Source organism: Variovorax sp. 54 (assembly GCF_002754375.1).
Lineage (GTDB): Bacteria > Pseudomonadota > Gammaproteobacteria > Burkholderiales > Burkholderiaceae_C > Variovorax.
In genome coordinates, this window is sequence record NZ_PEFF01000001.1 from 2434549 (window position 1) to 2450094 (window position 15546).

The window sequence follows — 15546 nt, forward strand, 5'->3', positions numbered from 1 at the left end:
GATCGGACCAGCGGGTTCTCCCTGCCTTGATGTTCACCGATCTGTCAAAGCGTTGACAGATTCGGGGGGTCTTCATTTCTATCGTAAGCCCCGGACATCGACAAGCACACATGCGGCACCGCCCTGCCCCCGCAGGCGGCACGCCACACCCGGAGACAACACCCAATGAAGAAGACAGCCGCCGCCGGCCTCGCGCTGGCGGCCTCCAGCACCCTTGCGTTCGCGCAAAGCACCGTCACCGTTTACGGCACGGTCGACCTGTACGTGGCGCATGCCAAGTCGGGCTCCGCCTCCTCGATGCGGCTCGAGGACGGCGGCCAGACCGCCTCGCGCCTGGGCTTTCGCGGCACCGAAGACCTGGGCGGCGGCCTGGGTGCGCATTTCACGCTGGAGAGCGGCTTTGCGCCCGACACCGGCAACGGCACGCTGCCCGGCCCTGCGATGTCGTTCAGCCGCCAGTCCTTCGTCGGCTTCTCGGCGCCGTGGGGGCAGATCGACGCGGGCCGCATGTACACGCCGATGTTCTACGCGCTGTTCCGGGCGGACCCTTACGGGCTGAACTCGGTGTTCTCGCCGATCAACCTGGTGGCCGCCACCGACGCGCAACCGGGCATGACACCCTTCGCGGCGCGCGCCAGCAACATGGTGCGCTACCGCACGCCGGCCAGCATGGAGTTCTTCGCCGACCTGGCCTACGCGCCCGGCGAATCGAGCGCGCCGAGCCACCAGAGCGGCAACTTCTACGGCGGCAATGTCGGCTGGGCGCGCAAGCCGTACTACATCGCCTACGCCTTCCAGCACGCGCGCTCCGGCACCGGCGCAGCGCCCGTGGCCTCGCCCGCCACCACGACCTACCAGGCGCTGACGGGTTCCTACGAGCTGCCGTCGATCGGCCTGCAGCTGTACGCGAGCTACGTGCGCAACGCGTCGAGCCTGCCCCACGTGCCGACCGCGAAGCTCGTGAACCTGGGCGCCACCTACAACGTGACGCCGGCCTCGAACCTGATCTTCGGCGCCACGCAGCGCACGGTGGCCGAGAGCGAACGCTCGCAGCTGGCGTGGACGCTGGGCTACGACTACTACCTGAGCAAGCGCACCGTGGTCTATGCGCGCTGGCTGCGCCTGCTGAACCGGCACGGCGCCTCGGCCTCGCTCGGGACCATTCCGGTGATCGCCAACAGCGGCAACGACGTGCGCGTGCTCGCCACCGGCATCCGCCACAACTTTTGACTTCCGATACCTCCGACATGCCCATGGACTTCTTCTCTTCGCAAGCCGAATCCCTGTCGGCCCTGTTCGCGCCACGTTCCATCGCGGTGGTCGGCGCCTCGTCCAACGCGCAGAAGATCGGCGGCATTCCCGTCGACTACCAGCGCCGCTTCGGCTTCGAGGGCGCGCTGTACCCGGTGAACCCGAACGCCGACCGCATCCAGGACCTGCCGGCTTTTCCGAGCCTGCGCGCCATCGGCCAGCCGGTGGACCTGGCCATCCTCGCGGTGCCGTCGGCACTGGTCGATGGTGCGCTCGACGACGCCATCGCGGCCGGCGTGAAAGGCGTGGTGCTGTTCTCTTCGGGCTTCGCGGAAGTGGGCGCCGAGGGCGCGGCGGCGCAGGCCCGGCTCGGCGACAAGGCGCGCGCCGCGGGCGTGCGGCTGGTCGGCCCCAACTGCCTGGGCTTCATGAACATCGCGCGCCATGTGTACGCGACCTTCTCGCCCGCGCCCGGCGTGGGCCGCGTGATGCCGGGGCGCATCGGGCTGGTGAGCCAGTCGGGCGCGTTCGGCGCCTATGCCTACGCGACGGCGCGGGCGCGCGGCGTCGGCCTGTCGCTGTGGGCCACCACCGGCAACGAGGCCGACGTGCAGGTGGCCGACTGCCTGGCCTGGCTTGCGCAGGACCCCGACACCGACGTGATCATGGCCTACATGGAAGGCTGCCGCGACGGCCCCCGCCTGCGCGCGGCGCTGGCCCTGGCGCAGGCCAACGGCAAGCCCGTGGTGATGGTCAAGGTCGGGCGCACCGCACTGGGTGCCGAAGCCGCCGCCTCGCACACCGCCGCGCTGGCGGGCGACGACGCGGTGTACGACGCCGTGTTCCGCCAGTACGGCGTGCTGCGCGCGCGCAACCTCACGGAGTTCTTCGACCTGGCCCACAGCGCGGCCGTGGCGGGCCGCCCGCGCGACCGCTCGATCGGCCTGTTCACGCTCTCTGGCGGCGTCGGCGCGCTGATGGCCGACGAGGCCTCGGCCCAGGGCCTCGATGCCCAGCCACTGAGCGATTCCGCGCAGGACACGCTGCGCAGCTGGGTGCCCTTCGCGGCACCGCGCAACCCGGTCGACATCACCGGGCAGGTGACCAACGACATGACGCTCATCGAACGCACGGCGCGCGTGATGCTCGACGACCGCGGCTTCGCATCGTGGATGGGCTTTCTCGCAGCAGCGGGTGCGTCGGATGCGTTCTGGCCGGTGCTGCGCTCGCTCGTGACTTCGCTGCGCGAGGCCTATCCCGACACGCTGCTGGCGGTGAGCACGCTGCTCTCGCCGGAGCGCCGCGCCGAGCTGGAGGCGATGCGCTGCCTGGTGTTCGCCGACCCGTCGGATGGCATCCGCACGATCGCCGCGCTGGCGGGGCTGAAGCCTGCGGCGGCGGTGGCTGCGGCGCCCGCATCCATCAAGGCGTCATTGACGCTCGCGCCCGGCACGATGTCCGAACCCGACGCGCTCGCACTGCTCGCCGACGCCGGCGTGCCCGTGGTCGCGCACCGCGTGGTGCGCAGCGCCGATGAAGCGGCTGCCGCCGCCGAGGCGCTCGGCGATGCGGTGGTGGTGAAGATCGTCAGCGCCGACATCCCGCACAAGTCGGACGTCGGCGGCGTGGCGCTCGGGCTGCGCGGCGCGGCGCAGGCGCGTGCGGCCTTCGAGCGCACGCGCGACCACGCGCTCACCGCGCGGCCCGAGGCGCGGCTCGACGGTGCGCTGGTGGCGCGCATGCTGACCGGCGGCGTCGAGTGCATCGCGGGCGTGCACCGCGACCCGGTGTTCGGGCCGGTGCTGATGTTCGGCCTGGGCGGCATCCATGTCGAGACGCTGCGCGACGTGTCGCTGCGCGCATTGCCGATCACGCGCGACGACGCGCTGGCGATGGTGCGCGAGCTGCGCGCCTTCGCGATCCTGAACGGCGCACGCGGCCGGCCGCCGGTCGACCTCGGCTCGATCGCCGATGCGTTGTGCGCGCTCGCCGACTTTGCACAGCGCGCGGGCGACTCGCTCGACAGCGCCGAGATCAACCCGCTGATCGCACGCCCGCAGGCCGAGGGCGGCTGCGTGGCGGTCGACGCGCTGATCGTCGGCCGCGCGCCCTGACGAACGACCACAACAACCACCGGAGACATCGCATGACGACGACATTGAAGAATGGATTGGGGCGCGCACTCGGCATGGGCGCGGCGCTGGCCATCGCGGCAGGCATGGCAGCGGCCGCCACGGAGGCGCCCTTCCCCTCCAAGCCCGTGCGCATCATCGTGCAGTACCAGGCGGGCGGCTCGACAGACATCCTCGCGCGGCTCGTGGCCGAGGGGCTGTCCAAGCGGCTCGGCCAGCCGGTGGTGGTCGAGAACCGCAGCGGCGCGGGCGGGATCATCGGCACCGACTACGTCGCCAAGAGCCCGCCCGACGGCTACACGCTGCTGCTCACGGTGCCGGGCCCCGTCACAGCAAACCTGGTGCTCTACAGCAAGCTGCCCTACGACCCGCGCACCGACCTGCGCATGGTGTCGGACATCGCCACCACGCGCACCGTGCTGGCGGTGCACCCTTCGGTGCAGGCCACCGACTTCAAGAGCCTCGTCGCCACCGTGAAAGCCACGCCCGGCAAGTACTCCATGGGCTCGTGGGGCCCGGGCACGCAGCCGCACCAGGTGCAGGTGTACATGGACAAGGCCTACGGCCTGCAGACCATGCACGTGCCCTACAAGGGCGAGAGCCCGATGGCGATCGACCTGATCGGCGGCGTGATCCAGATGACCGTGGGCTCCATCACCACGCTGCAGCCGTACATCAAGGCCGGCAAGCTGCGCCCGCTGGCCGTGGCCGGCACCCGGCGCGCCCGCGCGCTGCCCGACGTGCCGACCTTCGCCGAGCAGGGCTACCCCGACGAGGTCTACGCCATGACCGGCCCGACCTCGCTGATGGCGCCGGCGAAGACGCCCGATGCCGTCATCGAGCGCCTGGGCCGCGAGGTCAGCGCGGTGGTGCGCCAGCCCGAGGTGAGCCGGCGCATCGAGGAGCTCGGCGCCGAGCCCGTGGGCAACCTGCCGCCCGAAGCCACCGCGGCCTACAAGGCCTTCCTGCCCGTGACGATGAAGCTCACGCAGGCCACGGGCGTGAAGCTCGATTGAGCCGTCTCTTTGCACTCTCTTTTCCGAACCCCAGCTCCGAGGTCTTTTTCATGAACGCTCCCGTCTCCACGCCCGACATCGCCGTCGCCCGCAAGGCGCTCGCCCGCTCCATCGGCCTGGCCGCCTTCGTCTACGGCTATCCGCTCACCGAGACCTACCGCACCTGCGCGATGCAGACCGCGCCGCGTGCCGAACGCCGCAGCGGCGCCTCGGCCGGCTCCGATGTGCGCGCGCCGATGAACACGCTGCACCACGCGCCGCGCCCGTCCACCGACCAGGACCGCGACGTGGTCACGCCCGCCAACGACCTGCTCTACACCATGGCCTGGCTGCACCTGGCCGACGGGCCGATGCTGCTCACGGTGCCCGCGTCGTCGCGCCATCCGGGGCGCTACTTCGTGCTGCCGCTGTACGACGCCTACACCGAGAACTTCGAGAACCTCGGCCCACGCAACTGCAACCCCGACGGCGAAACCGTGGTGCTCGTGGGCCCCGGCGGCACCGTGCCGGAATCGCTCGCCGCCCACCGCGTGGTGCGCTGCCCGACCCACCTGATCTGGCTCATCGGCCGCATCCTCGTGGGTGATGAAAGCGACTGGCCGGCCGCGCGCGCGCTGCAGTCGGAGATCCAACTGAAGCCCGCACCCGGCACCGTGCTGCAGGGCCGCCCGGCGGCCATCGAACAGTGGGCTGGCCCGCACGAAGACGCCATGGCCGCTGCCTTCGAGCACGGCGAGCCGGCCGCTGACGTGGCGCCGCGCTTCTTCACCAACGTGTGCCACGCGCTGGCCGAGGCGCCGGGCCGCGTGGAAGACCGCGGCCTCGTGGCGTGGTTCGGCCAGGGCGGCCTGCTGGCGAACGCCGCGTTCTCGTGGGACGCGCTCGAAGCACCGCTGCGCGAAGGCCTCATCGAAGGCTTCGCCGAGGGCGCGCAGCTGGTCGGCGCGGTGGGCCGCAACCGCCGGCCCAAGCCCTGGTCGATGACACCGGCCACCGGCCGCTACGGCAACGAGTTCCTCGGCCGCGCGCGCACCGCCTACCTGGGCCTGGGCGCGCTGGCCACCAGCGAGGCGGTGTACGCCGCCGCGCACCACGACGCGAAGCAGGAACCGCTGGACGGCCAGCACCGCTATGCGATGCGCTTCGAGGCCGGCGACCTGCCGCCCGCGGACGCCTTCTGGTCGGTCACGCTGTACGACACCGACCGCTTCCTCTACCCCAACGAGATCCGCCGCCATGCCATCGGCGACCGCACGCCCGGCCTGAAGCGCGGCGCCGACGGCAGCCTGGAGCTGGTGGTGAGCCACGCGCGCCCCGCCGATGCCGCCAACTGGCTGCCGGCGCCGGCCGGGCGCTTCTACCTGATCCTGCGCATGTACTACCCGCGCGAAGGCGTGCAGAGCTGGCGCATCCCCGCGCTGCAGGCACAGCAGGACTGAGCACGATGCAGCCCCACACCGACACCCTGCACGCCGTGGCCGAAGAGGCCGTGGTCTACGCCTACCCGCTCTACGAGATGTGCCGCATGCGCGCGGCCACCTCGCCGCAGCGCACCGATGCCGCCGGCGAGGCGCCGCGACCGCAGCGCTGGTGCAACGTGTTCACGCACGCGCGCCAGCTGCTGCGCGCGGGCAAGAGCCGCGTCGTCACGCCGAACAACGACACGCTCTACACCAACGCCTGGCTCGACCTGGGCGACGGCCCGCTCGTGATCGACGTGCCCGACACCGCCGGCCGCTACTACGTCCTGGGCCTGCTCGACTTCTTCACCAACCCCTTTGCCCATCTCGGGCAGCGCCTCACGGGCACGGCGGCACGCTCCTTCGTGGTCACGCCACCGGGATGGCGCGGCACGCTGCCCGCCGCCTTCGACGCACCGGGCGCGCGCATCGAAGCGCCCACGCGCTGGCTGTGGATCATCGGGCGCCTGCTGGTCGACGGCCCGCAGGACGTGCCGGCCGTCAACGCGCTGCAGGACGGCTTTCTCGTGCGCACGCTGGCCGACTGGCAGGCCGGCCGCGCCTCGGCGCCGCGCGCTTTCGATCCGGCCTGCGATCCGAAGGCACCGCTCACGGCGGAGCACTTCGCCGCGCAGGTGAACGCGGCGCTGCGCGACAACGCAGCGCCGGCCGGCGATGCGGCGCGGCTCGCGCGCTATGCCGCGCTCGGGATCGGGCCCGATGCAGGCGCGCTCGACGACGGCCAGCGCGCCGCGCTGCAGGCCGCGCTCGACACCGTGCTGCCACGGCTGCGCGAGGCGCAGTCGGGCCGCACCACGGCCTCAGGCTGGGTGCAGATGCCGTTGGTGGAAGGCTCCTTCGGCGACGACCACCTGGCGCGCGCGCTGATCGCGCTCAAGTACATCGGCATGCTCGAAAGCCGCGAGGCCACCTACCCGATGGCCTGGCACGACGCGACCGGCGAAGCCCTCACCGGCCAGCGCCGCTACACACTACGCTTCGCGCCCGACGCGCTGCCGCCGGTCGACGCCTTCTGGTCGCTCACGATGTACGACACGCGCGACTACATGCTGGTCGACAACCCGATCGACCGCTACGCCATCGGCGACCGCACGCCGGGGCTGCGGCGCGATGCGGACGGCGGGCTCACGCTGCACATCCAGCACGCGCGTCCCGAGGGTGAGGCCGCACTCGCCAACTGGCTGCCGGCGCCCGAAGGCCACTTCTACCTCTGCCTGCGCGCCTATGTGCCGCGCGCCGAACTGCTCGACGGCCGCTATGTGCTGCCGCCCCTCACCGTCACCAAGGATTCCGCATGACCACCACCGTTGAAAAACCCCAAGCAGCAGCAGAAGAAAAAGAAAAGCCCTTCCTCATCGTCGGCACCGGCACCGAGACCGTGGCGCCGGGCCTGCACATCCTGCGTGGGCAGGGGCAGTCGTTCGTGGCCGAGACCGACGCGGGCCTGGTCGTGATCGATGCCGGCCCGGGCGGCTCGGTGACGCAGGGCATGATCGACGCGCTGCGCCAGCTCAGCGACGCGCCGGTGCATGCGCTGTGCTTCAGCCACGGCCACATCGGCTACAACGCCGGTGTGCCGATGTGGCTGGCCCATGCCGCCGCGCGCGGCGATGCGCCGCCGCGGATCATTGCGCACCGCAATGTGCCGCGCCGCCTCGCGCGCTACGGCGAGACGATGGCCCTGCAGCACCGCATGGCCGAGATCCAGTTCAACCGCCCGCCGGGCTTCTTCGACCACCGGCTGGTGACGCACCCGCCCACCGAGACCTTCGACGACGTGCTGCAGATCGGCAGCGGCGAGCGCCGCATCGAGCTGCGCTGGGCGCCCTCGGAAACCGACGACGCGATCGCGCTGTGGAGCCCCGCGCAGCGCGTGCTGTACGGCGGCGCGGCGCTGATCGACTCCATTCCCAACATCGGCACGCCCTTTCGCACCATGCGCGACACGGTGCGCTGGGCCGACACGCTGGAGGCGCTGGCGGCGTTGACCCCGCGCAAGGCGGTGCGCGAATTCGGCGCCACGCTCGAAGGCGAAGACCAGGTGCAGCACGTGCTCCTGCACACGGCCCGCGCGCTGCGTTGGCTGCGCGCCGAGGTGGTGCGGCTCATGAACGAGGGGCTCAACGAGCGCGACATCCTGGCGCGCATCCGCTTCCCCGACGCGCTGTTCGCGGTCGAGTGGATGAAGCCCACCTACGGCGACCCCGGCTACATCGTGCGCGACATCTACCGCTCGGAGAACGGCTGGTGGGACCGCAACCCGACCTCGCTGCATCCGGCCGCACCCGAGGCCATCGGCCGCGCGGTGGCCGACGCCATCACCGACAAGCGCGGCGTGATCGACCAGGCGCGCACGCTGGCGGTAGCCAAGCAGTGGCAGCTCGCGCTGCACGTGATCGACCTGCTGGCCACCGCCGAGGGCGACGCGCTCGAGATCGCCGAGGCGCGCTCGCTCAAGGCCGAATGGCTGCGCGAGCGGGCGCGTGAAGTGCCCAGTTACGTCTCGCGCAACCTGTACCGCGTGGGCGCGGACATGATCGAACAGGGCACGCAGGCGCGCTTCGGCATCCGCTGAGGCCTTTCCATCGGAGACACGGACCATGACAACCACACAACAACACTTCCGCTTCGGCCTGCGCACGCTGGTCGCCTGTTCCCTGGCCGCCTTGGCCGCCGCCAGCCACGCGCAAGGCGACGCCAGCTACCCCGACAAGCCCGTGACGCTGGTGGTGCCCACCGCGCCGGCCGGCGGCACCGACACCATGGCGCGGATCATCGGCGACGGCCTCGGCAAGATCCTGAAGCAGCCCTTCGTGGTCGACAACCGCCCGGGCGCCAACGGCATCCTCGGCAGCGAGGTGGTGGCGCGTTCCACGCCCGACGGCTACCGGCTGCTGTTCACCTACGCCGCGACGATGGTGGTGAACCCCAGCCTCTACAAGAAGCTGCCCTACGACCCGCTGAAAGACTTCATGCCGGTGGCGCAGGTCGGGCGCGGCGGCAACCTGCTGGTGGTGCGCAAGGACTTGCCGGTGAAGACGATCCAGGAGTTCGTCGCCTACGCCAAGGCGCGCCCCGACAAGCTCAGCTACTGCTCGTGGGGCAACGGCTCGGGCGGCCACCTGGCGATGGAAAGCCTGAAGAAGCCGGCCGGCCTCGTGATGACGCACGTGCCCTACAAGGGCAGCGGCCCCTGCGTGCAGGACCTGGTGGGCGGCCAGGTGGATGCGGCGTTCGCCGACATCTCGTCGACCGTGGAGATCGTGCGCGCCGGCCGCATCCGGGCCCTGGCCAACAGCGGCCCCTCGCGCATCCCGATGCTGCCCGACGTGCCGACCATGACCGAGAGCGGCTACCCCTTCACCACCTACGCCTGGTACGGCCTGATGGCGCCGGCCAAGACGCCGCCGGCGATCGTGAAGAAGCTCAACGAAGCCGTGAACCAGGTGCTGCGCGACCCCGCGGTGGTGCGCCGCATGTACGAGCTGAACTTCAACGACCTGCCGCAGAACACGCCCGAGCAGTTCGCCACCACGATCCGGAACGACCTGCGGGACTGGGGCGCGCTGGTGAAGGACATCGGGCTGACGCTTGAGTAGGCGCCCCGGGCCGGCCTGACCAAGGGTAAGCAACGTGGTCGGCCGGCGGCGCTTCCCACACACTGCGCGCTGACAGGCACGGTTTCTGCTCATCGGCTGGGCGATGGCAACTGCGCCAGCGCGCACCATGACCGAGCTTCTTCATTTCAGCCGACAACTCACCGCCGAAGCCCAGGCCCAAGCCTCGGGCGTGGGCAGCTGGAAGCAGCACTACGAGCAGCTGTCGAACGGCCGCTTCGAGGGACTGTCCGAAGACCTGCACCTGGATTTCGTGCAGGTGTTCCACGAACACGCCAACCAGACGGTGCTGCAGCACGGCCTCGGCCGACCGGGCGCCCTGTGCCTGGCCGTGATCGACGTGACGGCCCCCGGCAGCTGGTACTGCGGCCATGACCTCGACGGGCGACGGCTCATTGCGCTGTCGCCGCAGCGCGAGTTCGAGCTGCTGGCCGGTGCCGGCATGGACCTGATGGCCGTGTGCGTCGACACCGAACCGCTGGCCGACCTCGCCGCCACGCTGTTCGGCCCCGACTTCGCGCTGCGCATGCCGGTGCCCGCGCCGGTGCAGCACCCCGGCTTCGACGAGACCGCCTTCACCCGCCTGCTGGGCGCCGCCCTGTCGCTGGCGCGCGACAACCTCGCGCAGCTGGAACAGCCGGCCGCGCGCCACATGCTGTCGCTGTCGCTGGCCGACGCGGTGCTGCAGTGCATGGGCTCCGAGGCCTTCGAGGCCCGGCTGCCCGCCAGCTCGGCGGCGCGCCGCCACATCGTGGCGAAGGCCCGCGAGTACATGCAGGCGCACGCCGACGAGCCCATCAGCGTGCCCGACCTGTGCGCGGCCACGGGCGTGTCGCGCCGCTCGCTGCAGTACGCCTTCGAGGACGTGCTGCACCTGAGCCCCGTCACCTACCTGCGCGTGATGCGCCTGAACCGCGTGCGCTGCGAGATGCAGGCCTGCCGCGATGACACCATCGGCGACATCGCCGCGCGCTGGGGCTTCTGGCACCTGTCGCGCTTTGCCATCGACTACGCGCGCCTGTTCGGCGAACTGCCATCGGCCACGCGCGCGCGATGGTTTGCCAAATCTTGATAACGCCTGCGCCGGCGGCGCTCTTAACTTCGCGGTTGTCCACCACAACATGCGAAGAAGGATGCAGCCATGCGCAGCAGTTTCCACCGAACGCCGGTCCGCGGGGCCGCGCGGCGTCTCCTGGGCACCGCCCTGGCCACCGCTTTGGCGCTCGCCCTCGGCACCCTGAGCACTGAGCCGGCCCGGGCCCACGGCGGCGCGGCGCACATGGTGCCGCTGAAGAAAACGGTGGAAGACTTCGGCGGCACGCTGCGCTGGGACAGCTTTGCCAATGTGTTCACCGTGGCGCGCAACGGCACGCTGGTGCGCCTGAAACCCGGCTCGAAGACGGCGCTGGTCAACGGCCAGCCGATGCAGCTCGACGTACCCGTCGTCATGCGCAAGGGCGCGGCCTACGTGCCGCACGACTTCGTGAACCAGGTGTTCCAGTCGAGCCTGGACACCACCTTCGTGGTCGAGCGCGTGCCCAACCCGCTGAACCCGCTCACCGAGGCCGAGATCAAGACCGCGCTCGAGGTGCTGAAAGCCTCGGGTCGCTACAAGACCGGCCTGCGCTTCACCGAGATCAGCGTCAAGCGCCCGCCCAAGGACGAGGTCTGGAACTTCGCGCTCACCGGCCAGCCCGTGCGCGCGCCGCGCCAGGCGGCGTTCGTGGCGCTCGACGGCAAGAAGGTCATCGAAGGCACGGTCGATCTCGCGGCGCGCACGCTCACCGCATGGAAGCCCATCGAGGGCGCGCACGGCATGGTGCTGCTGGACGACTTCGCCACCGTGCAGACCGCCATCGAGGCCAGCCCCGACTACGCCAAGGCGCTCGCCACGCGCGGCATCGACGACGTGAAGAAGGTGGTCGCCACGCCGCTCACCGTGGGCTACTTCGACGGCAAGGATTCGCTGCGCCAGGAAGACCGCCTGCTGAAGGTGGCGAGCTACCTGGACGTGGGCGACGGCAACTACTGGGCGCACCCCATCGAGGGCCTGGTGGCGGTGGTCGACCTGGAGCAGAAGAAGGTCATCAAGATCGAGGACGGCGGCCTGGTGCCTGTGCCGCTCAAGCCCACGCCCTACGACGGGCGCGACCGCGCGGCCACGCCCGCGCCCAAGCCGCTGGAGATCACCGAGCCCGAGGGCAAGAACTACACGATCACCGGCCACACGATGCACTGGCGCAACTGGGACTTCCATGTGCGGCTCGACTCGCGCGTGGGCCTCGTGCTGTCCACCGTCACGTACAACGACAAGGGTACGAAGCGCAAGGTGATGTACGAGGGCTCGCTGGGCGGCATGATCGTGCCCTACGGCGACCCCGACACCGGCTGGTACTTCAAGGCCTACCTCGACTCGGGCGAGTACGGCATGGGCACGCTCACCTCGCCCATCGAGCCGAACAAGGACGCGCCGCAGAACGCCGTGCTGCTGGACGCCACGCTGGCCGACTACACCGGCGCGCCCACCAAGGTGCCGCGCGCCATCGCGGTCTTCGAGCGCTACGCCGACCCCGAGTTCAAGCACCAGGAAATGGGCAAGCCCAACATCAGCACCGAGCGGCGCGAGCTGGTGGTGCGCTGGATCAGCACGGTGGGCAACTACGACTACCTGTTCGACTGGGTGTTCGCCGAGAACGGCACCATCGGCATCCACGCCGGCGCCACCGGCATCGAAGCCGTCAAGGGCGTGAAGGCGCGCACCATGCAGGACCCCACGGCCGCCGAGGACACGCGCTACGGCACGCTGCTGGACCACCACATCGTCGGCACCACGCACCAGCACATCTACAACTTCCGCCTCGACCTCGATGTGGACGGCGAGCAGAACACGCTCACCGAGGTCGACCCCGTGGTGCTGCCCAACACGCGCGGCGGCCCGCGCACCAGCACCATGCAGACGGTGCAGCGCACGGTGCGCACCGAGCAGCAGGCGGCGCAGAAGTTCGACCCCTCGACCATCCGCCTGCTGAGCAACCCGGCGAAGAACAACAAGGTCGGCAACCCGGTGTCGTACCAGCTGGTGCCGTACGCAGGCGGCACGCACCCGATTGCCAAGGGCGCGAACTTCGCGAAGGACGAGTGGATCAACCACCGCCTGAGCTTCATGGACCGCCAGCTCTGGGTGACGCGCTACGACCCCGAAGAGCTGTTCCCCGAAGGCAAGTACCCGAACCGTTCGAACAAGGACACAGGCCTGGGCCAGTTCACGGCCGACAACCAGGAGATCGTGAACACCGACAACGTGGTGTGGCTCACCACCGGCACCACGCACGTCGCGCGCGCCGAGGAGTGGCCGATCATGCCGACCGAGTGGGTGCATGCGCTGCTCAAGCCCTGGAACTTCTTCGACGAGACGCCGACGCTGGGGCTGAACCGGCCTGCTGCGAAATGACAGCGCCCGACGAGGCCATCGGCCACTACGAAGACCTGATGACGCTGCCGCCCGCGCTGCAGGCGCCGACCTACCGCCAGATGGACCGGCTCTACGCGACGCGCGCGATCCGGCGCGGCACGCACGTGCATCCGCTGCCCGAGGGCAGGCCGGTCGATGCCCAGCGCTTCGGCATCGACGGCTTCATGACGCGCAACCACACAACCGGGCTGCTGGTGCTCAAGGACGGCGACGTCGTGCTCGAACGCTACGCCATGGGCAACGACGCGGCGACGAAGTGGCTGTCGTTCTCGGTCGCAAAATCGCTGACCTCCACGCTGGTCGGCGCGGCTGTGAAAGACGGCCACATCGACAGCCTCGACGACCCGGTGGTGCGCTACCTGCCCGCGCTGCGCGGCTCGGCGTACGACGACGTGACAGTGAAGCAGGTGCTGCAGATGAGCTCGGGCGTGGCCTGGAACGAGGACTACCTCGACGCCGACTCCGACCGGCGCCAGCTGATGCGCGTGCAGCTCACGCAGGAAAAGGGCGCGGTGTTGAAGTTCATGGCGCAACGCCCGCGCGTGGCACCGGCGGGCACGCGCTTCAACTACAGCACCGGCGAAACCTGCCTGGTCGGCGAGATTTTGGCCAGTGCGATCCGCCGGCCGATCAGCGACTACCTCTCGGAAAAAATCTGGGCGCCCTTCGGCATGGAGGCCGATGCCTACTGGCAGCTCGATGCGGTCGATGGCCAGGAGTTCACCGGCAGCGGCGTGAACGCCACGCTGCGCGACTTCGGGCGCTTCGGCCTGTTCGTGCTCGGCGGCGGCGTGGCCGGCGGCCAGCAGGTGCTGCCCCATGGCTGGGTGGCCGACGCCACGCGCGTCGATGCGGCCAGCCACCTCGCGCCCGGCACGCTCGCGGGCTTCGAACCGATGGGGTACGGCTACCAGTGGTGGACCTTCCCGACCGACGCGAAGGCGCTGCCCGAACTCGACGGCGGCCTGTTCGCCGCGCTCGGCATCTTCGGCCAGCAGATCTACATCCACCCGAAGGAACGGCTCGTGGTCGCGATCCACAGCACGTGGCCGGCGCCGATCCATCCGCCGAGCCTCATCGAGACCGATGCGCTGCTCGGCGCACTGACCGCCGCGCTGCGCAACTAGCCTGTGAGCGTGGCGCCCGCCACGCTCACACTCAAGTCGTCAGGAGAAGATCACCTGCGCGTCGGTGTACTCCTTCAGCCCTTCTTCCGCGAACTCCACGCCGAGCCCCGAGGCCTTCACGCCGCCGAAGGGCGCGTTGGGCTGGATGGCGCCGTGCTTGTTGATCCACACCGAGCCGCACTCCAGGCGCGACGCGATGCGCTTGGCGTGTTCGATGTCCTTCGACCACACAGAACCGCCGAGGCCGTTCTCGCTGTCGTTGGCAGCGCGGATGGCCTCTTCGACATCGGTGTAGCGAATGATGGGCAGCGCGGGCCCGAACTGTTCTTCGTCGACCAGCGCATCGCCGTTCTTCAGGCCCGCGATGATGGTCGCGGGGAAGAACAGGCCCTCGCCCGGCTCACCGCCGGTGAGCAGCTGGCCCTTGGTCTTGGCGTCGGCCACGAGCCGCGCGACCTTGTCGAACTGCATGCGGTTCTGCACCGGGCCGAGCACATTCTTTTCGTCCATGCCGTCGCCCATCGGCACCTGCTTTGCGAAAGCCGCGAGATGCTCGCACACGTCGTCGTGAATGCTGGCGTGCACGTACAGCCGCTTCATGGCCGCGCAGGTCTGGCCGTTGTTGAGGAACGCGCCCCAGAACAGGCCTTCGGCAATGGCCTTGGGGTCGGCGTCGGGCAGCACGATGCCGGCGTCGTTGCCGCCGAGTTCGAGCGTGAGCCGCTTCATCGTGCTGGCGGCCGACTGCATCACCTTCTTGCCGGTGGCGCAGGAGCCGGTGAACACGATCTTGCGGATGACGGGGTCGATCGCCATGTCGGCGCCGAGGTTCGAGGTGCGGTCGTCGCAGCTCACGCTGTTGACCACGCCTTCGGGCAGCACCTCGTTGAGCAGCTCGACAAAACGCAGCGTGGCCAGCGGCGTGTACGGCGAAGGCTTGATGACGACCGTGTTGCCCGTGCGCAGCGCCGGCAGCACGTGCCACACGGCGATCAGCACGGGGAAGTTCCACGGCGTGATCGAGCCGACCACGCCCACGGGCTTGCGGAAGATCTCGACGTGGCCCTGCGCGTTGTCCTGCAGCACACGCGGCGGCAGCGACAGCGCTGCGGTGGCGCCGGCCCAGGCAGCGGCGCCGCCCAGCTCCCAGCGCGAACCCAGGCCGTTGAGAGGCTTGCCCTGCTCCAGCGTGAGCAGGCGCGCCAGCTCTTCGGCGTGCGCGCCGATCTTCTCGGTCACGGCGCGGCAGGCGGCGGCCAGTTCGTCGTCGGATTGGCGCGACCAGCTCGTGAAGGCCTTCTGCGCGGCGGCCACGGCGGCGGCGAGGTCGTCGCGCGAACCGTTCGGCGCGGTGCCGATCACCTGGCCGTTGGCGGGGTTGCGCACTTCGAAGGAAGCCGTGCCTGGCACTGCGCGACCACCGATCGTCATTCTTGTCTCTTGCATTGCT

The 15546-nt window shown here is 70.2% G+C and carries 11 protein-coding genes; 10 read left to right on the forward strand and 1 reads right to left on the reverse strand.

Annotation, left to right across the window (positions count from 1 at the left end; genetic code table 11):
- Nucleotides 1–165: 165 nt before the first annotated feature.
- The 10 genes from CLU95_RS11165 (at nt 166) to CLU95_RS11210 (ending at nt 14096) form a co-directional block, all read left to right on the forward strand.
- Complete coding sequence (locus CLU95_RS11165) at nt 166–1230, forward strand: porin (protein ID WP_099793095.1); 1065 nt, start codon at nt 166–168, stop codon at nt 1228–1230.
- A 23-nt stretch (nt 1231–1253) separates the two neighbouring features.
- Nucleotides 1254–3365, forward strand: coding sequence for an acetate--CoA ligase family protein (locus CLU95_RS11170; protein ID WP_099797222.1), 2112 nt, complete (start codon nt 1254–1256; stop codon nt 3363–3365).
- Between the two features lie 74 nt (nt 3366–3439).
- Nucleotides 3440–4399 (forward strand): Bug family tripartite tricarboxylate transporter substrate binding protein, encoded by a 960-nt coding sequence (locus CLU95_RS11175; RefSeq protein ID WP_257214805.1) that lies wholly within the window; start codon nt 3440–3442, stop codon nt 4397–4399.
- Between the two features lie 50 nt (nt 4400–4449).
- Complete coding sequence (locus CLU95_RS11180; RefSeq protein WP_099797223.1) at nt 4450–5838, forward strand: DUF1254 domain-containing protein; 1389 nt, start codon at nt 4450–4452, stop codon at nt 5836–5838.
- 5 nt (nt 5839–5843) lie between these two features.
- Nucleotides 5844–7178: a DUF1254 domain-containing protein gene (locus CLU95_RS11185; protein ID WP_099793099.1), complete on the forward strand. Its 1335-nt coding sequence runs from the start codon at nt 5844–5846 to the stop codon at nt 7176–7178.
- Nucleotides 7175–8455 carry an alkyl sulfatase dimerization domain-containing protein gene (locus CLU95_RS11190; protein ID WP_099793101.1) on the forward strand — a complete coding sequence of 427 codons (1281 nt, stop codon included), beginning with the start codon at nt 7175–7177 and terminating at the stop codon, nt 8453–8455. The genes CLU95_RS11185 and CLU95_RS11190 overlap by 4 nt, the downstream gene beginning before the upstream one ends.
- A 25-nt stretch (nt 8456–8480) precedes the next feature.
- On the forward strand, nt 8481–9479 hold the full coding sequence (locus CLU95_RS11195) for a Bug family tripartite tricarboxylate transporter substrate binding protein (protein WP_099793103.1): 999 nt from the start codon (nt 8481–8483) through the stop codon (nt 9477–9479).
- 127 nt (nt 9480–9606) lie between these two features.
- Nucleotides 9607–10569 carry a helix-turn-helix domain-containing protein gene (locus CLU95_RS11200; protein ID WP_143605987.1) on the forward strand — a complete coding sequence of 321 codons (963 nt, stop codon included), beginning with the start codon at nt 9607–9609 and terminating at the stop codon, nt 10567–10569.
- 69 nt (nt 10570–10638) lie between these two features.
- A complete protein-coding gene (gene tynA, locus CLU95_RS11205; RefSeq protein WP_099793107.1) occupies nt 10639–12948 on the forward strand; it encodes a primary-amine oxidase in 2310 nt (769 codons plus the stop codon).
- Nucleotides 12945–14096: a serine hydrolase domain-containing protein gene (locus tag CLU95_RS11210; protein ID WP_218967436.1), complete on the forward strand. Its 1152-nt coding sequence runs from the start codon at nt 12945–12947 to the stop codon at nt 14094–14096. The genes tynA and CLU95_RS11210 overlap by 4 nt, the downstream gene beginning before the upstream one ends.
- 39 nt (nt 14097–14135) lie before the next feature.
- On the opposite strand, the gene CLU95_RS11215 is transcribed toward CLU95_RS11210, so the two are convergent.
- Nucleotides 14136–15542, reverse strand: a complete 1407-nt coding sequence (locus CLU95_RS11215; protein WP_218967437.1) for an aldehyde dehydrogenase family protein — start codon at nt 15540–15542, stop codon at nt 14136–14138.
- Between the last annotated feature and the right edge of the window lie 4 nt (nt 15543–15546).

Bases quoted from the DNA above. Each gene is read 5' to 3' on its own strand.
- CLU95_RS11165 (WP_099793095.1), top strand. From the start codon at position 166: ATGAAGAAGACAGCCGCCGCCGGCCTCGCGCTGGCGGCCTCCAGCACC.
- CLU95_RS11170 (WP_099797222.1), top strand. From the start codon at position 1,254: ATGGACTTCTTCTCTTCGCAAGCCGAATCCCTGTCGGCCCTGTTCGCG.
- CLU95_RS11175 (WP_257214805.1), top strand. From the start codon at position 3,440: ATGGGCGCGGCGCTGGCCATCGCGGCAGGCATGGCAGCGGCCGCCACG.
- CLU95_RS11180 (WP_099797223.1), top strand. From the start codon at position 4,450: ATGAACGCTCCCGTCTCCACGCCCGACATCGCCGTCGCCCGCAAGGCG.
- CLU95_RS11185 (WP_099793099.1), top strand. From the start codon at position 5,844: ATGCAGCCCCACACCGACACCCTGCACGCCGTGGCCGAAGAGGCCGTG.
- CLU95_RS11190 (WP_099793101.1), top strand. From the start codon at position 7,175: ATGACCACCACCGTTGAAAAACCCCAAGCAGCAGCAGAAGAAAAAGAA.
- CLU95_RS11195 (WP_099793103.1), top strand. From the start codon at position 8,481: ATGACAACCACACAACAACACTTCCGCTTCGGCCTGCGCACGCTGGTC.
- CLU95_RS11200 (WP_143605987.1), top strand. From the start codon at position 9,607: ATGACCGAGCTTCTTCATTTCAGCCGACAACTCACCGCCGAAGCCCAG.
- tynA (WP_099793107.1), top strand. From the start codon at position 10,639: ATGCGCAGCAGTTTCCACCGAACGCCGGTCCGCGGGGCCGCGCGGCGT.
- CLU95_RS11210 (WP_218967436.1), top strand. From the start codon at position 12,945: ATGACAGCGCCCGACGAGGCCATCGGCCACTACGAAGACCTGATGACG.
- CLU95_RS11215 (WP_218967437.1), bottom strand. From the start codon at position 15,542: ATGCAAGAGACAAGAATGACGATCGGTGGTCGCGCAGTGCCAGGCACG.